General features: G+C 54.0%; 14 protein-coding genes, 3 tRNA genes and 1 pseudogene. 5 read left to right on the top strand and 13 right to left on the bottom strand.

Going from position 1 to position 16,604, the window contains the following annotated elements; genetic code table 11:
- Nucleotides 1-3 precede the first annotated feature (3 nt).
- Both A1830_RS16465 and A1830_RS16460 read right to left on the bottom strand, forming a co-directional pair.
- Nucleotides 4-834: a phosphoenolpyruvate hydrolase family protein gene (locus A1830_RS16465; RefSeq protein ID WP_067708782.1), complete on the bottom strand. Its 831-nt coding sequence runs from the start codon at nucleotides 832-834 to the stop codon at nucleotides 4-6.
- The gene (locus A1830_RS16460; RefSeq protein ID WP_369815718.1) at nucleotides 834-2,045 is read right to left on the bottom strand and encodes a Tm-1-like ATP-binding domain-containing protein; all 1,212 of its coding nucleotides are present in this window, start codon (nucleotides 2,043-2,045) and stop codon (nucleotides 834-836) included. The genes A1830_RS16465 and A1830_RS16460 overlap by 1 nt, the downstream gene beginning before the upstream one ends.
- A gap of 280 nt (nucleotides 2,046-2,325) precedes the next feature.
- Between A1830_RS16460 and A1830_RS16455 the strand changes: the two genes are divergently transcribed.
- Nucleotides 2,326-2,976, top strand: coding sequence for a TetR/AcrR family transcriptional regulator (locus A1830_RS16455; RefSeq protein WP_067708776.1), 651 nt, complete (start codon nucleotides 2,326-2,328; stop codon nucleotides 2,974-2,976).
- Nucleotides 2,977-3,016: 40 nt separating this feature from the next.
- Here the strand turns inward: A1830_RS16455 and A1830_RS16450 are convergent, their stop codons facing one another.
- The 4 genes from A1830_RS16450 to A1830_RS16435 form a co-directional block, all read right to left on the bottom strand.
- Nucleotides 3,017-5,161, bottom strand: a complete 2,145-nt coding sequence (locus A1830_RS16450; RefSeq protein ID WP_067708773.1) for an ornithine decarboxylase — start codon at nucleotides 5,159-5,161, stop codon at nucleotides 3,017-3,019.
- Between the two features lie 608 nt (nucleotides 5,162-5,769).
- Nucleotides 5,770-6,723 (bottom strand): allantoinase PuuE, encoded by a 954-nt coding sequence (gene puuE / locus A1830_RS16445; protein ID WP_067708766.1) that lies wholly within the window; start codon nucleotides 6,721-6,723, stop codon nucleotides 5,770-5,772.
- 32 nt (nucleotides 6,724-6,755) lie between these two features.
- Nucleotides 6,756-7,496 carry an allantoin racemase gene (gene hpxA / locus A1830_RS16440; protein ID WP_156485024.1) on the bottom strand — a complete coding sequence of 247 codons (741 nt, stop codon included), beginning with the start codon at nucleotides 7,494-7,496 and terminating at the stop codon, nucleotides 6,756-6,758.
- The gene (locus A1830_RS16435) at nucleotides 7,496-8,212 is read right to left on the bottom strand and encodes a GntR family transcriptional regulator (RefSeq protein ID WP_067708760.1); all 717 of its coding nucleotides are present in this window, start codon (nucleotides 8,210-8,212) and stop codon (nucleotides 7,496-7,498) included. Before A1830_RS16435 ends, hpxA begins: the two co-directional genes overlap by 1 nt.
- Before the next feature lie 145 nt (nucleotides 8,213-8,357).
- On the opposite strand from A1830_RS16435, the gene A1830_RS16430 reads away from it, so the two are divergent.
- Nucleotides 8,358-9,854: an NCS1 family nucleobase:cation symporter-1 gene (locus A1830_RS16430; protein ID WP_067708756.1), complete on the top strand. Its 1,497-nt coding sequence runs from the start codon at nucleotides 8,358-8,360 to the stop codon at nucleotides 9,852-9,854.
- Between the two features lie 66 nt (nucleotides 9,855-9,920).
- Here the strand turns inward: A1830_RS16430 and A1830_RS16425 are convergent.
- Nucleotides 9,921-9,997 (bottom strand) — tRNA-Asp (locus A1830_RS16425).
- A 121-nt stretch (nucleotides 9,998-10,118) separates the two neighbouring features.
- Nucleotides 10,119-10,853: a DNA polymerase III subunit epsilon gene (gene dnaQ / locus A1830_RS16420; protein WP_067708752.1), complete on the bottom strand. Its 735-nt coding sequence runs from the start codon at nucleotides 10,851-10,853 to the stop codon at nucleotides 10,119-10,121.
- On the opposite strand from dnaQ, the pseudogene rnhA reads away from it, so the two are divergent.
- Nucleotides 10,846-11,372, top strand: a pseudogene (gene rnhA, locus A1830_RS16415) (ribonuclease HI). The gene dnaQ and the pseudogene rnhA overlap by 8 nt on opposite strands.
- Here rnhA and A1830_RS16410 read toward each other — a convergent pair.
- A complete protein-coding gene (locus tag A1830_RS16410) occupies nucleotides 11,357-12,094 on the bottom strand; it encodes a class I SAM-dependent methyltransferase (RefSeq protein ID WP_067708745.1) in 738 nt (245 codons plus the stop codon). The pseudogene rnhA and the gene A1830_RS16410 overlap by 16 nt on opposite strands.
- A gap of 44 nt (nucleotides 12,095-12,138) precedes the next feature.
- Between A1830_RS16410 and gloB the strand changes: the two genes are divergently transcribed.
- Entirely contained in the window at nucleotides 12,139-12,894 is a 756-nt protein-coding gene (gloB, locus tag A1830_RS16405; protein ID WP_067708742.1) for a hydroxyacylglutathione hydrolase, read from the top strand.
- A gap of 70 nt (nucleotides 12,895-12,964) precedes the next feature.
- Nucleotides 12,965-14,341, top strand: a complete 1,377-nt coding sequence (gene mltD / locus A1830_RS16400) for a murein transglycosylase D (RefSeq protein ID WP_067708738.1) — start codon at nucleotides 12,965-12,967, stop codon at nucleotides 14,339-14,341.
- 90 nt (nucleotides 14,342-14,431) lie between these two features.
- Here the strand turns inward: mltD and A1830_RS16395 are convergent, their stop codons facing one another.
- The 4 genes from A1830_RS16395 to A1830_RS16380 all read right to left on the bottom strand — a co-directional run bounded on the left by A1830_RS16395 (nucleotide 14,432) and on the right by A1830_RS16380 (nucleotide 16,449).
- Nucleotides 14,432-15,196, bottom strand: a complete 765-nt coding sequence (locus tag A1830_RS16395; protein WP_067708735.1) for a class I SAM-dependent methyltransferase — start codon at nucleotides 15,194-15,196, stop codon at nucleotides 14,432-14,434.
- A 78-nt stretch (nucleotides 15,197-15,274) separates the two neighbouring features.
- A complete protein-coding gene (locus tag A1830_RS16390; protein WP_067708732.1) occupies nucleotides 15,275-16,078 on the bottom strand; it encodes an endonuclease/exonuclease/phosphatase family protein in 804 nt (267 codons plus the stop codon).
- Nucleotides 16,079-16,284: 206 nt separating this feature from the next.
- Nucleotides 16,285-16,361, bottom strand: a tRNA-Asp gene (locus A1830_RS16385).
- Nucleotides 16,362-16,375: 14 nt separating this feature from the next.
- Nucleotides 16,376-16,449 (bottom strand) — tRNA-Asp (locus tag A1830_RS16380).
- Nucleotides 16,450-16,604 lie beyond the last annotated feature (155 nt).

The raw sequence follows: 16,604 nt of genomic DNA, 5'->3' as shown, positions 1-16,604 counted from the left end.
AGCTTACCGAACCAGCTCTTTGAATTTCCGGGTGGTTTCAGTCAGTGCCACCTCGGTTGGCAGACGTTCCATTGAGCTGGCACCGTAAAAACCGTCGCACAGCGGGCAGTTTTGCAGAATGTACTGCGCATCCTCCGGCGTGGCGATAGGACCGCCGTGACACAGCAGGATCACGTCCTGCCTGACCGCTTTTGCGGCCTCTGCCCACTGATTAATCAGCGGTACGCAGTCGGCTAAGGTAAAGGCCGTTTCCGCACCAATATTCCCACCGGTTGTCAGCCCCATATGGGCAACCACAATGTCGGCTCCTGCCCCGGTCATTGCCCTGGCATCGTCCGCGCTGAAAATATAGGGCGTGGTCAGCATCCCCTTCTGATGCGCAAGGCGGATCATCTCCACCTCCAGCCCGTAGCCCATGCCCGTCTCTTCGAGATTAGCGCGGAAGTTGCCGTCAATCAGGCCGACGGTTGGGAAGTTCTGTACGCCTGAAAAGCCCAGCGCCTTCAGCTCGTCCAGAAAGCGATCGAACTGACAGAAGGGATCGGTGCCGTTCACGCCGGCCAGCACCGGGGTTTTCTTCACCACCGGCAGGACTTCCTTCGCCATGTCGACCACGATCTCATTGGCATTTCCGTATGCAAGCAGCCCCGCCAGCGAACCCCGTCCGGCCATGCGATAACGGCCAGAGTTGTAAATAACGATCAGATCAATGCCACCCGCCTCTTCGCACTTGGCTGATAGTCCCGTTCCCGCGCCACCGCCCACTATTGGCTCGCGGCGCGCAATCATATCGTTAAATTTTGTGAGTATTTCCTGTCGTGTAAAAGCCATCATCAGAACTCCTTTTCAGCGAGGGCGCGAAAATGTTTAACCGCGGCCCGGGCAAATTGTGGATCGTTAATATTCCATGGAAGATGAATTATCCTGCGGCGTTCGGTTTGCAGCAGCTCAGCTTCCAGGGTGGTGGTAAAGGCCAGATCGGCCTCCGGAGACCAGAATGGCTCTCCTTCCCGATCCAGCGCAGAAAACCCGCCTGCCGGGATCAGGAACGTCAGATCGCCCTGACAGCGGTTTAATTTCGCCGCGATCCATTTTGCCATCGCCACGTTTTCCGCAGGCGTGGTACGCATCAGCGTTACCTGGGCGTTATGGTGATAAAAAAGCCGGTCGGCGTATTTCTCTGGCACCGTCGAGGCCGGGCCAAAGTTAACCATATCCAGTGCCCCACAGGACATAACGCAGGGGACACCGGTTTTGATCAGTGCATCAAAACGCGTCGGGGCACACGCCAGTACCCCACCGAATAGCAGATCGCACACTTCAGTCGTGGTCAGATCGAGCAGGCCTGAAAGCATACGGCTGTCGGTCAGTTTTTCCATCGCATTGCCGCCGCTGCCGGTTGCATGGAAAACCAGACAATCATAGTCCGACTCCAGCTCATCACTCACCTGCTGTATACATCCGGTGGTTACGCCGAACATCGTCAGCCCAAGCGCGGGTTTGCCTGCATTTTCCTCCTCTTCATCAAAGAGCACCGCTCCGGCTATCTGATGGGCGGCATTGCTTAACACCCGACGAGAAATGCGATTCAGCCCCGCCACATCGGTGACCGAATAGAGCATGCTGATGTCGCTGGATCCGATATAGCCAGAGATATCGCCGGAAGCCATGGTGGAGACCATCACTTTAGGCACCCCCACAGGCAAAGATTGCATCGCCGGCGTGATTAATGCCGTCCCTCCCGATCCTCCCAGGCCAATAACGCCCAGCAGGTCGCTGCGCTTGCTGAGAAAACGCGTAAATGCCAGTGCCATTGCGTCAATTGCTTTTCCCCGATCGCCGCAGAAAACGGCATCCCGGCCATCGGGATGAAAATCAGCAATCAGCTCCGGTGGGAAATCAGCGGTCGACGGGGCCTGACCCGTTTGCGTCGACAAATCTACCGTAACCACTCTAACACCGGTTTTAGCCACGGCCCTGCTGACATAAAACAGTTCCCTTCCTTTAGTATCTGCCGTTGCGACGGCATAGACAAAACCTGATATTTTATTCATAGTCGTAACAACACCCTGTTATCACTTCAATTAAAGACTTGATTAGACGACAATTTAACGCAAATAACCACTAAGACATGCTCATATTCGACGCTATGAGATAACAGTATCACTTAAATCAATGGTAAATCAATTGAATGGAATGTGCGTCTCACGAAGATGTTAGCTAAACTACTAACGGGCCTATGCTTTGGGTCAGGTGGGAGATGACGTCGTTACCCGGCACGTCTCTTGTCAATTGCTTGAATAACAAGCAGAATTAACCGTAAATATGAGGTTTTTTGTGGAGCAAAGGGATCCCGCTGGTGTTAAGTCATTGACCGCCACACGTGCCAGAACGCGTCGCTTATTGATCGAAACAGCCATGAGAATGTTCGACAACGGCGCATTTCCATCCATTACGGAAGTGGCGCAGGAGGCCCAGCTCTCCCGCGCGACCGCCTATCGTTATTTTCCGACGCAGAGTGCGCTGGTTTCCGCCATCGTCACTGAAACCCTGAGTCCGATGAAAAGCTGGCGTCCCACGCGTACGGAAGCCAGCGAGCGTATTGATGAATTGCTGACCTTCGCCTTTCCACGGATGTTACAGCATGAAGGAACGCTGCGCGCGGCCCTGCATCTTTCACTGACGCAGTGGGCACAGTCACAGTCGTTCAGCAAGCCTGGCAAAGAGAAACTGGTCAGGGGGAATCGCAAGGCGCTATTGGCACACGTGGTCGAACCCCTTAACGGCGAACTGCCACCCGAGATGGTGGAGCGCGTGATTCAGGCGCTGTCGCTGGTTTACGGATCGGAGATCTTTCTGGTGATGAAGGATATCTGGGGCTGCGATGATAAGCAGCTGGAGGACATTGGCAAATGGATTGCCAAAGCTATTGTCCGCCAGGCACGCGAAGAATCCGGCACGCTGGCGGCCTCTTAACGCGTAACAGGAGCCGGTAAAGCCGGCTCCTGTTAACACGTCAGGCGTTTATCATATAGCCATAAAGATGTTTAATGCCCTGCTCGTCCGCTTCGGCATACACCCCCTGTAGCTCGGGCGAAAAGCCCGGCAGCAGATTCAGCCCCTCCTGTAGCGCCAGGAAGTAACGCTGTACCGCCCCGCCCCACACTTCGCCCGGAACGACACACAGCACCCCCGGGGGATAAGGGAGTGCGCCTTCCGCGGCAATTCGTCCTGCGGCCTGAGCAATCGGCACCAGCTCAACGTTGCCGCGAATGAACTCTCTGTTGGCATCCTGCGGATTCATTACCACCTTCGGCAGACTCTCCTGGCGGAACATCGCTTTCTGCAGATCCTTCACCTCATAGCTGACGTACAGCTCGTGCATCTCCTGACACAGACGACGCAGCGTATACCCTTCATAGCGGGCGGCATTTTTACGGTAGATGGTCGGCAGTACATCCCGCAGCAGCGCATCCTCCCTGATATGCTGTTCAAACTGCACCAGTTTTGAAACCAGCCGCGCCATTTTCTCGCGACTCTCCGCCGGGGTGAGCAGAAACAGAATCGAATTGAGATCGCATTTTTCCGGCACCACGCCGTTCTCACGCAGATAGTTTGCCAAAATGGTGGCAGGAATACCGAAGGCGGCGTAGCGCCCGCTGGCGGCGTCAATCCCCGGCGTGGTGAGCAGCAGCTTACAGGGATCCACCAGATACTGATCTTTCTCATACCCCATAAACCCATGCCAGGCGGCGCGCGGGGCAAAGCTAAAATAGCGCACGTCTTTCGCGATGGTTTCCGTCGGCGCATCCTGCCAGGGCCGCCCATCCACTTCGTCAGGAATAAAGGGCTTTATCATCTCGCAGCTGGCGAGTATCGCCTTCCGCGCCTCAATCCCCAGCGTCACGCATTCGTGCCATAACCGACGCCCGGCTTCACCCTGATGCATTTTAGCGTTGATATCCAGCGCCGCAAACAGTGGGTAAAACGGGCTGGTGGAGGCATGAAGCATAAAGGCATTGTTCAGGCGTTTATGGCTGCAAAAGCGCTGCTGCCCGCGAATATGATTATCTTTTTTATGGATCTGTGAGGTCTGAGAAAAGCCCGCCTGCTGTTTATGCACGGACTGAGTGACAAAAATGCCGGGGTCGTTTTCGTTCAGTTCAAGCAGCAGCGGTGAACAGGCCGCCATGACCGGAATAAACTGCTCATAACCTACCCAGGCTGAGTCGAAAAGGATGTAGTCGCACAGGTGGCCAATGCTGTCGATCACCTTCCGGGCGTTGTAGACGGTGCCGTCATAGGTGCCCAGCTGGATCACCGCAAGGCGGAACGGACGCGCGTCATTTTCCCGCTCCGGCGCAGCCTCTTTGATCTGTCTGCGCAGGTAGTCTTCACTGAAGCAGTGCGCATCGATACCACCAATAAAGCCAAACGGATTGCGGGCCGTTTCCAGATAAACCGGTGTCGCACCGGCCTGAATCAGCGCACCATGATGGTTCGATTTGTGATTATTACGATCGAACAGCACTAAATCGCCCCGGGTCAGCAGCGCATTGGTCACCACTTTATTGGCGCTGGAGGTACCGTTTAATACGAAGTAGGTTTTGTCCGCGTTAAAAACGCGGGCGGCAAATTTCTGCGCATGCTTGGCCGACCCTTCGTGGATCAGCAGGTCGCCGAGCTTCACATCGGCGTTGCACATATCGGCGCGGAAGAGATTCTCGCCGAAAAAATCATAGAACTGGCGTCCCGCCGGGTGTTTTTTGAAGAATGCGCCGCCCTGATGGCCAGGGCAGGCAAAGGTGGTGTTATCCATCGCGACATACTTGGTCAGCGTCTGGAAAAAAGGCGGCAGCAGTCGTGCCTGATAATCCGCGGCGGCTGCCTCCAGCAGCGATGCATCGGTGTCCGCCCCGGTAAGCAGACCGGTTACTTCGGGCAGATCCTGCGCCTGTCCGGCATCATCCAGCGCAATAAATACCGGCAGGTTAAAGCCGGTAAGCTTAAGCAGCTTCAGCACGCCGCTGCGCGAATCGGAAACGGAGACGACCACCGCAGCCACATCGGTAAAGTCAGTATTATCCAGGGTGACGACTTCGCGTCCGGTCTGGAGGTGGATAGCCACAGTCGTGCTGGCTGCAATTTTCAGTGGTGTCATAACACAAATCCCCAGCGGTCAAGGATGAGTGGGTGCCAGAGGCACAGCAATAGGAAAAGGCAAAGACCTTCACCCGGCGGAAATGTCAGGTCGGTTATCAGCAGAACGGATCCCGCTTCGACCAACAGACATCAGTAAAATCAGGTCACGCCTGTTTTTACTGATGGCCGTAGTCAAGCGTACGAAAGCTTCACCGCATGGTGAGCGATGTGTTCAATGAGTTGTGGCTAACGGAGCGGCACGCACATGATGCTGAAAGAGGTGGTGTGATGCTGGTATTCAGCATAAAACCTTTCATGGCAGGGCCTCAGGAGAAGATGGTGATGGCTAACAGAGTATAGGCTAATGATGGCACTTTTCGTTTACGGGTTCAAGCAATGGGGTGAATTTCCCGCCTGATAAGGTTCCATACAACCTGTTGAATTATTTATATTTTAATAAATTTTAAAAATAAATATCTTTCTATTAGCCTTATTTATGCAATTTAACTGCAACTGTATGCAGCCTGCATCGTTTACGCCCCGGATCCAGACGGAACCGGGGAAAGTATCACCAGGAATCATTCAGAGGTCGCGCAGTGTTGGGCGGCGTCGCCAGGCGGCGGCCAATCAGGGCTGAGGATGCGTGGTTATCCAGTGTTCGGCAATCTGCTGCCGGGTACAAATCCACACCCTTTCATGCTGCTGGATATAGTCCAGGAAACGCTGTAGCGCTTTGAAGCGCCCGGGCCGCCCCAGCAGGCGACAGTGCATACCGATGGAGAGCATCTTCGGTGATGTCTCACCCTCTTCATAAAGGACGTCAAAGCTGTCCTTAAGATAGGTATAGAACTGTTCCGCCGTATTGAATCCCTGCGGCGTGGCAAAACGCATATCATTGGTTTCCAGGGTATAGGGAATGACCAGGTGGGGTTTTACAGTACCATCCTGACAGGTGACCTGAGTCCAGAACGGCAGATCGTCCCCGTAATAATCGCTATCGTAGGTAAAACAGCCCTGCTCGACCACCAGCCTGCGCGTATTGGGGCTGTCCCGACCGGTGTACCAGCCGGTGGGCGCTTTACCAAACAGATCGGTCAGCGTATCGACCGCCTGTTGCATATGCTGGCGTTCGGTTTTGGCATCCATCGCCTGATAATGGATCCAGCGCCAGCCATGGCTTACCACGTCGTAATCCGCCTCCCTGATGGCTTCTACAATTTCAGGGTGTCGCGCCAGCGCCATCGCCACGCCGAATACCGTTAGCGGAAGGCCGCGCTTTTGGAACTCATTATGGATGCGCCAGAAACCCGCGCGTGAGCCATATTCGTAAAGTGAGTCCATCGACATATGGCGCTCAGGATAGCTCGCCGCACCGATAATATCCGAGAGAAACTGCTCGGAACCGGTGTCGCCGTGCAGTACGTTATTTTCCGCGCCTTCTTCGTAGTTCAGCACAAACTGTACGGCGATCTTTGCCTGATCCGGCCAGGCCGCATGCGGAGGATGGCCCGCATAGCCGCGCAGGTCGCGAGGATAGTTTTTATTAAAACCGTACTCTTTTTTATCGCTGACATCACTCATAGTCGGAGTCCTGTTATCGGGCTGACGTAACACTAGTTTAGATGCTGAAACTGACCCGACAGGTTTTTCTGAACCGGATAGTCTAAATCACCGTGTTTGCTGGTGGAGAGTCCCAGTGCCACCAGCGATTCCACCATTTTTACGGCTGCGCTGACGCCGTCGATAACCGGTATCCCCAATTCACGCGTCAGCGCCTGCGCGAGGTTGCTCATGCCGCCGCAGCCCAGCACAATGGCACCGCTACCGTCCTGCTGCATCGCCTGTATACAACGTTCACGCACCTTTTCCTGCGCGAGCCCGCTGCCATCCTCAAGCGTGAGCACCGGCAGATCGATGGCGTGCACCGCGCTACAATGATGCTCAAAACCGTACTGACGCAGCAAATGTCGCGCGATGATGACGGTTCTCGGCAACGTCGTCACAATTGAAAAACGCGTGGCGATCAGCGTTGCCATATGCATCGACGCTTCGGCAATACCCACCACGGGTCCGCTTGCCAGCTCTCGTGCGGCCAGCAGTCCCGGATCGCCAAAACAGGCAATCACGTGCCCCGAAACCCCCTGTTCACGGCCTGCCTTGATCTGCTCAAGCACCCCAATAGCCGCAACGGCTTCGTCAAAATGCCCCTCAATAGAAGGCACGCCCTGCGAGGGACAGACCGCGACAATCGTAGTTTCAGAAGCCGCGACGGCCCTTGCAGCCTGAGCGATAGTGTGGGTCATGGCTGCGCTGGTATTAGGGTTAATCACCTGGATAATCTGCTGTGCCGCCATTATTTCTCCCCTTTCGCTGAGAATATTTTGGCGAAATCCAGTGTCGCTTCGCCTGCGGGTGCAAAGCGCAGACTGGCCAGAATATGTGCAAAGTGTTGCTGTAATGCGTCAGTAAGGGGAGCCAGCGCTTTTTTTCTCATCAGCTCAATCAGCCGATCGTGATCGTCGCAGCGGCACCCCTGCTGCCAGGGCGCACCCCAGGCAGCGATAACCAGCGAAGATCGCTGAGTAAGGCGGGTGACCATGTCGGTCAGTACCTGATTTCCGGAGATAGCCTGTAGATTAATATGAAAGTCAGCGGAAAGACGAATAGCGGCCGGGCCGTCGCGATCCTTATGTGCCTGCTGTTCAGCATGGTTGATCTTCTCCAGCGCCACCAGATGCGTTGACTGACAGCGCTCCACTACCTCCGGCAGATTGGCACACTCAATAAGGGATCGCGTATGCAGAATCTCCTTCGCTTCCTCCGCCGAGGGTAAGGCCACCTGTGCACCACGCCGGGGCGTCAGTACAATCATTTGCACTGCCGCAAGGCGCTGGAGCACCTGACGGATGCCGGTACGGCTGACGCCAAAAACCTCTGAAAGTGCCTCTTCCGGCAGTTTGCTTCCCGGCGGCAGCTGATGCTCAACCATCGCCGACATCAGCGCCTGATAGATAAATTCATCCTTATCCTGTTGCTCCGGGGCTGTTTCAAAGCCGCTGTCACTCTTCATTAACCACTCCACCCGATGTCAAATAGTGCGGATTATCGTACACACTCATTTAAATTATTGTATACAAAAATCACCTTTGGCCCGAAAGCTGCAACGTCCTCTTCATTCCGAATACATGCAGAGCGAAATAAGAGGAGCAGCTTTCATGCCAATAACCCACCAGAGCGCAACTAACACATCCCGCGCGGCAAATCAGGCGCATTACAGTCCACGCCTGTGTAACGAAGATCTGGCACCTACCCGCGATCAAAACTGGAGCTGGTACAATATTTTTTCTTTCTGGATGTCGGATGTGCACAGCATGGGAGGCTATGTCGTGGCCGCCAGCTTCTTTACGCTCGGTCTGGCAAGCTGGCAGGTGCTGCTATGCCTGCTGGTGGGGATTTGCATTGTGCAGATTTTTGCTAACCTGGTGGCCCGCCCCAGCCAGATAGCAGGCGTGCCCTATGCGGTCATTTGTCGACAGGCATTCGGCGTATTCGGCGCAAATATTCCGGCAGTGATCCGCGGGCTGATCGCTTTCGCCTGGTACGGGATCCAGACCTGGCTGGCGGCTAATGCCCTGATGCTGGTTACGCTTAAGTTCTGGCCCGCGCTGGCACCGCTAACCCATACCGCCTGGCTGGGCCTTTCCACGCTGGGCTGGTGCTGCTTCGGCATTATGTGGGTCGCTCAGGCCCTGGTCTTCTGGCACGGTATGAGCGCCATTAAGCGCTTTATTGATATCGCGGGGCCTGCGGTCTATGTCGTTATGCTGTCGTTAGCAGGATGGATTGTATACAAGACCGGCTTTAGCGGCATTACGCTGACGCTCGCGAGTAAGCAGCTTTCGGCGGGTGAGCAGGTATGGAAGATGATTACCGCCAGCGCGCTGGTCGTTTCCTATTTCTCCGGCCCGCTGCTGAATTTTGGTGATTTCTCTCGTTACGGCAAAAGTATGGGTGAGATCCGTCGGGGTAACCGCTGGGGCCTGCCGTTTAATTTCCTGCTGTTCTCCGTGGTCACCGTGGTTATCGTCTCCGGCACCCAGTCGCTGTTTGGCCGCATGATCACCGATCCCATCGAAACCGTCAGCCGGGTGGGGAGCGATTTAGCCGTCGCGATAGGGCTGCTAACGATGATTACCGCCACCATTGGTATTAACATTGTCGCTAACTTTGTCTCGCCCGCTTTCGATTTCTCTAATTGCTCCCCGCAAAAAATCAGCTTCCGCACCGGTGGGATGATCGCGGCGGTAGGCTCTGTGCTACTCACGCCGTGGAACCTTTTCCAGTCACCGGAGCTTATCCACTATACGCTGGACGTTCTGGGCGCTTTTATCGGCCCGCTATTTGGTATTCTGCTCTGTGATTTCTATATCATTAAGCGTGGAGAGATTTCTGTAGATGATCTGTTTGATGACTCTCCCGGAGGAAAGTACTGGTATCGCGGCGGGTTTAATCCGAAAGCCATTGCGGCACTGATACCCTCCGTGCTGATTGGTCTGGCAATTGGCTTTACGCCGGGGCTGCACGAAGTGGCAAACTTTAGCTGGTTTATTGGCGCACTGATGTCAGCCGGGTGCTATCGCTGGCTGGCACGCGAAGATCGTGTAGCTCAGGCTGAGGGGTTTTCCGGTCGGGTTGCCGTCGGTAAGAAGTAACAGAATAACGGGCGGTTATAAACGACGAAAGCCTGATTCATTACTGAATCAGGCTTTCTGGATACTTGGCGGAACGGACGGGGCTCGAACCCGCGACCCCCTGCGTGACAGGCAGGTATTCTAACCAACTGAACTACCGCTCCGCGCTTTGTTCCCCGTCGGGAACGGAGCGAATATTACGGTGAGGCGCTGCGGTCGTCAACGCTTTTTCTACCGGCCTGCCACCGACTGCGCGTTTTTCACACATAATCTCTTCAGCACGCGTCAGGCCCGCCAGAGACAGCTTCCGCCCTTCTTCATAACCAAATCAAGACGCGATTCGTGGGCGGCGATCTCTTCGTCCGTGGCCGCCACGACCCGCAGCCCGGAAGCAGGACGCGCGATACGGTGGATGGTGTCGCCACTGGCCTGCTGCTGACGCTCTCCTTCCATTGAGAAAGTCAGCGACGTCTGGCCGCCGGTCATGGTCAGAAAGACTTCGGCGAGAATTTCGGCGTCCAGCAGCGCGCCGTGAAGCGTTCGTCGGGTGTTGTCTATTTCATAGCGTGAACAGAGGGCATCAAGGCTGTTTCGCTTACCGGGAAACAGCTTGCGCGCCATCGCCAGGCTGTCCGTGACCTTACAGAAGGTGCTGGTCTTCGGGATATCCCGGCCAAGCTTTGAAAACTCATAGTCCATAAAGCCGATATCAAACGAGGCGTTATGGATGACCAGCTCCGCGCCGTCGATATAGGCGAGAAACTCATCCGCAATATCCGCAAACGCAGGTTTATCAGCGAGAAATTCATCCGCAATCCCGTGGACGCCAAATGCCTCAGGATCGACCAGCCGGTCCGGCTTGAGGTAAACATGATAGTTATTGCCGGTCAGACGGCGGTTCACTACCTCAACGGCACCAATTTCAATGATGCGATGCCCTTCGTAGTGCACCCCGATCATGTTCATACCGGTGGTTTCAGTATCGAGAACAATCTGACGCGTTGTATTTACTGTGCTCATAGGACCCGTTTATGTCAGACTTAGCATTTTTCAGCAGGGAGTCTACCAGAGATGCCTAAGCAGGTAGAAATTTTCACCGATGGGTCGTGCCTGGGCAACCCCGGCCCGGGTGGTTATGGCGCTATTTTACGCTACGGTAAGCACGAAAAAACCTTCAGCTCAGGATATTTTTTAACCACCAATAACCGCATGGAGTTGATGGCCGCAATCGTCGCGCTTGAGGCCCTCAGCGAGCAGTGTGAAGTGGTGCTGAGTACCGACAGTCAGTATGTTCGCCAGGGGATCACCAGTTGGATCCATAACTGGAAAAAGCGTGGCTGGAAAACCACGGATAAAAAGCCGGTCAAAAACGTCGATCTGTGGAAAAGGCTCGACGCCGCGTTAAGCCATCACCAGATTAAATGGGAATGGGTTAAGGGCCACGCCGGTCATGTTGAAAATGAGCGCTGTGACGAACTGGCGCGTGCGGCAGCCGGTAGTCCGGCCTTCGAAGATATTGGCTATCAGTCTGGATCCTGATCGCGATGCCGCGAGTGGAACTGGCGGGTTGCGCCGACAGCGGCGCTGATTCGCCGTGCTGCCGCGGCCTTTTTCGCCGGGTTCAGGGTCAGGGGAAAGGTACGCTTGCGCGCCACAATAATGCTTAAACAGCCCAGCGCAGGAAAATGCGTACTGATGGTCTTTCCTCCCTGGCGGTTCCATGGCAGTACCTGGAACCGCGTCCGCTGGACCACTTCATAATTAAGCAGGCTTAGCCAGTCCATCAGCCGCATTTGGGTAAACATGCGACTGTTCCACGGAATGCGGCGGCCCAGGCCGGGAACAAGTTTCCCAATGCCCAGCACGCTGAATGGGTTAAAGCCGCTGATAATTATCCAGCCATCGTCAATCAGCACCCTGTCCACCTCCCGCAGAACGCGGTGCGGATCGCTACTCCATGCCAGGCAGTGGGCCAACAGGCAGGCATCCACGGATTTCGATTCAAACGGCAGGCTCATCGGATCGGCCTGCACCTGCAACCGCTCACCATACAGTCCGACATTTACCTGATGGGATATCGCGCAGTGGCTGGTATCGATTTCTGCGCTGAGATCGCCCACTTTTAGCAAATGGAAGCCGTAAATCCGCGCAAGACAGGGCTGGAGGTGTGACGTGAGCGCATCACGATAAAATTCTCCCCATGGCATTTCCGCCCAGGAGTGTGGCGCATGACGAATTTGGCGTGTTTTAGCAGGCTTCATGCTTTACCATCTTCTTTCCATTTCGGCCATTAAACGAGGCGATGATGAATCTTACCAGCATTCCGGCATTTCAGGACAACTACATCTGGTCATTAAGTAACGAAGAAGGACAGTGTCTGATTGTGGATCCAGGCGAAGCGGCACCGGTACTGGCGGCGCTGGAAAAAAACAGCTGGCAGCCGGTCGCCATTCTTTTAACTCATCATCACCATGACCACGTTGGCGGCGTAAAAGAACTTCTTAAAACATACCCCGATCTGCCGGTATATGGCCCAGAGGAAACGCGCGATAAAGGGGCAAATGTGCTGGTTGGAGAGGGTGATAAGGTCGCTATTTTGGGCTGCGAATTTAGTATTTATCATACGCCGGGCCATACTTTAGGACATATCTCATATTTCAGTCACCCTTACCTTTTCTGTGGGGATACGCTCTTTTCCGGCGGCTGCGGGCGGCTGTTCGAAGGCACACCAAGGCAAATGTATGAATCTTTTCAAAAGCTTAACAAGCTCCCCGAAAATACACTAATATGTTGCGCACATGAGTATACTTTATCGAATATGAAGTTTGCCCATGCCGTTTTACCTCAGGATGTTGAAATAGATCGGTATTACCAGCAAATTAAGGAGTTACGAGCGAAAAACAGGGTAACCTTGCCCGTAACGCTGGGTAATGAGAGGAAAATAAATATTTTCCTACGCACTCAAGATACTGATTTACAAAGAACTCTTGGTTATGAAACATCTCCACAACATGAATGGCAGGTTTTTGCGACTCTACGCGAGAAGAAAGACAATTTTTGATTTTCGGGTTGTATTGGTTTAGCCATGCACGTATAGTTGCTCGTCTTTTAAGCGACAAATTGACACACACATGAAGGCTATAGCGATATTTTTCGCCTCGGTCTTGCTGGTGGGGTGCCAGGCGTCACAACATGACGCCAACGTACCGGAACAGCATGCACAGAGTTTGTCTTCAGCGGGTCAAAATGATAATTCAAATGATGCAGATCGACTTTTATCACCGCGCTGGCAGGACGATGGGACCCGCCTTACGCAAGATCAGGATCTATGGAATTTCATTGGCGACGAGCTGAAGATGAAGGTTCCGGATAATCCCCGGATACGCGAACAAAAACAAAAATACTTAAGAAACAAGAGCTATCTCCACGATGTAACATTACGGGCAGAGCCGTATATGTACTGGATTGTCGAGCAGATTAAGCAACGTAAAATGCCGATGGAACTGGTACTACTACCCATAGTGGAGAGCGCTTTTGATCCCCATGCAACTTCAACTGCTAATGCCGCGGGCATCTGGCAGATAGTACCGCAGACGGGGCGTAACTACGGTCTGAAGCAGACACAGTGGTATGATGGACGACGTGACGTCGTGGCTTCAACCAAAGTGGCGCTGGATATGATGGAGCGGATGAACCGCATGTTTGGCGGCGACTGGTTACTGACCATTGCCGCTTACAACAGTGGTGAAGGTCGCGTTCTGAAGGCGATGAAAGCCAATAAATCCCGCGGGAAGCCTACGGATTTCTGGTCTCTTTCTCTGCCCAGGGAAACGACGATCTACGTGCCTAAAATGCTGGCGCTTGGCGAGTTGCTTAAGAATAATAAGCGGTACGGTATCCAGTTGCCGAAGCCGAACGAAACGCGGGCTCTGGCACGGGTTGAAGTTGGGCAGCCGATAGAGCTGACGCAGGCGGCCGAAATGGCTGGCATGTCACTGAGTAAGTTAAAAAGCTTTAACGCGGGTTATAAGCGCAGTAGTACGGGACCTACCGGCCCCCACTACATTATGGTGCCAAAGTCGAACGTGGCGCAGCTGCGTAACTCTCTGGCAACCGGCGACATTGCCGCTGTTCAGAACGTTGCGCTGGCGAGCAATACCGCTACAGCGTCGTACAAAGTCCGCAGTGGCGATACCCTGTCGGGTATTGCAAAGCGCCTGAACGTGTCGATGGCGGACCTACAGCGTGCTAATAACATCCGTGGCGGCAACATTAAGCCGGGACAAACGCTAAGCCTGGGCAGCAGCGGAAACGCAGCTAAACTGGCCGATAATGGCAACAGCATCACCTATCAGGTTCGCAAAGGTGATTCTCTGGCCAGCATTGCAAAGCGCCATGGCGTTGAAATGCAGGATGTGATGCGCTGGAATAGCAGCGGCAGTAAAAACATTCAGCCCGGCGATAAGCTGACGCTGTTTGTTAATAACAGCGCCACGCCTGACAGCTAAGCTCACTCAACAATAAAAAAGCCAATCTGATGATTGGCTTTTTTTTATTCCTGCTCCCTGGCTACAGATTCCAGGTCCCTGCCCTTTGAACTACCGCTTCACTGCCTCGATAAAGAGAGTATCAGTGCTGAAGCTTCCATCTGGCTTCAGCGCGTAATAGCGCTGCACATCTTCAGAAGCCGATTGCTGATAAGCGCGGATGGCTTCAATCATCAACGGCGGCGTGCGCATTCGTTCTGTCCAGCTTGAAAACTCAAGCTCCAGTCGGTCATGGCTAACCGCTGTGATAGCAAGGCCAGCCTCGGTGAACATCGTGAGCCACTCCCCCGGCGCGTAATCCCGCACATGAGACGTATCGCGCAGGGCCTCAACGGTTTGCAGCCAGATATCCAGTACGGCGTTCCCCGGCGCGCTGACGTCCATAAAGATCACCTTCCCGCCGGGCTTGAGTACGCGCTTCACTTCGCGCATTGCACTTCCTACGTCGTGCCAGTGATGTGCAGAGTAGCGACTGATGACAATATCAAACTGTTCGTCCTCAAAGGGGAGCTGTTCTGCATACCCCCACTGAGTGGTTAAGTTCGTTAAGCCCTGCTCCTTCGCTGCCTCATTTACCACCGCAAGCATTTTTTCTGAGAGGTCATAAGCAACCACGCTCGAAACATGCCGGGCTGCCGCATAGCTCGCATGCCCACCGCCACAGCCCAGATCAAGCACTGAGGCATCTTTCTCAGCAGACAAACGTTCCCCAAGCCTGATCAGATCGCTACCGCTCACGTGTACAGCACTTGTCAGATAAGCGCTGGCCTGGTCGCCAAATTGCTTTTCAACGTGATCGTGATGATGTTTTGCCATGACGCGAATTTCCTTTTTATTGTTGAAATGATGGGCAGAACGCGGGAGGTGCCTGCCCTGATAGCAGGCAGAACATTCTTATAGAAGCACAGGCCTGCTGGGAGTGAATTCAACGAGTAGCGGATTGTGATCGGAGGCGCGGGTGACAAGCACGGTGGCTTCAGTCACTCTCATGTCGCGGTAAAATACGAAGTCTAATGGCCGACCAAAGGCTTTGCGCCGGTGATCGTCGGTAAAACTGACCTCTTTCAGCCCCATGTCCCTGGCGAAATTATACAAAGCGTAAATACGCTGACGGCTCCAGGCATTAAAATCACCCGCCATGATGACAGGCCCCTTATGGTGGATGATTTGTTCACCTATCGGGCCCAGCTGCTTGCTGTAGACATCAACACCTAAGCTGAAGTTAACAGCATGAATATTCACCACCATCAGCATTTGCTCATTGGGCAATGGGTAAGCGGTAACCAGCGCGGACTTTGATAACCGAAGTAAAGGTTCACGTTCGCGCAGTGGGCAGCAGTAAACCGCATGCGCTGATGCCAGCGTCATTACGCCCGATGGATGCTGCGGCAGAGAAAAGGCGGGGACCTGATCGGCAGCCAGGTAATTGCTTGTAGCAAAGCGCACCAGTTCCGGGGTGGTCTGGGCCTCCTGCAAAAGTACAAGGTGAGCATCTTTACCGAAATTCTGCAGAACCGAAAGCCAGTCAGCGCGCTGCTGCTTGAAGATATTCCATACCAGTACGCGCAGCGAAGAGTCTGCGGTCAAAGGGGCTCCGGGCGGTAATGCCTTTCCGACGTGCAGCATGGCACCAGGCGGGAATATACGCTCCGCTGGCTGCCCTGCTACATATCTCATGGCATAGGTCTTTTTACGCACGCTACCCGCCTGGTTTTAATGACTGCTGAATAATATATGCCGTAATGATGTTATAAGGGCTTTGGGGCTTAGTTTCAATCGGAGCATGCTAATAAGACTGGATTGTCAGTAAACAAATATTGATGAGAAGCCACTGTCTGTCTTGTGATGGCTTTTTTCGCATACAAAAAAACCCTGAGTCAGATGACTCAGGGTCTAATGATAAGTGGCGGAACGGACGGGGCTCGAACCCGCGACCCCCTGCGTGACAGGCAGGTATTCTAACCAACTGAACTACCGCTCCACCGATTCTGTNGGCGGAACGGACGGGGCTCGAACCCGCGACCCCCTGCGTGACAGGCAGGTATTCTAACCAACTGAACTACCGCTCCACCGATTCTGTACTGAATCCAGAATGTTGCTTCTGGTATCAGGTGTTTCACCCATTCCGTGTCACCGGAGTGGTCATGACCAGCGTACTGGTCTAAATTGATGCCTGGCAGTTCCCTACTCTCGCATGGGGAGACCCCACACTACCATCGGCGCT

The organism is Erwinia sp. ErVv1, from assembly GCF_900068895.1.
In the GTDB taxonomy this organism is placed as follows: Bacteria; Pseudomonadota; Gammaproteobacteria; order Enterobacterales; family Enterobacteriaceae; genus Erwinia.
This window is presented reverse-complemented; position numbering and strand designations above follow the sequence as displayed.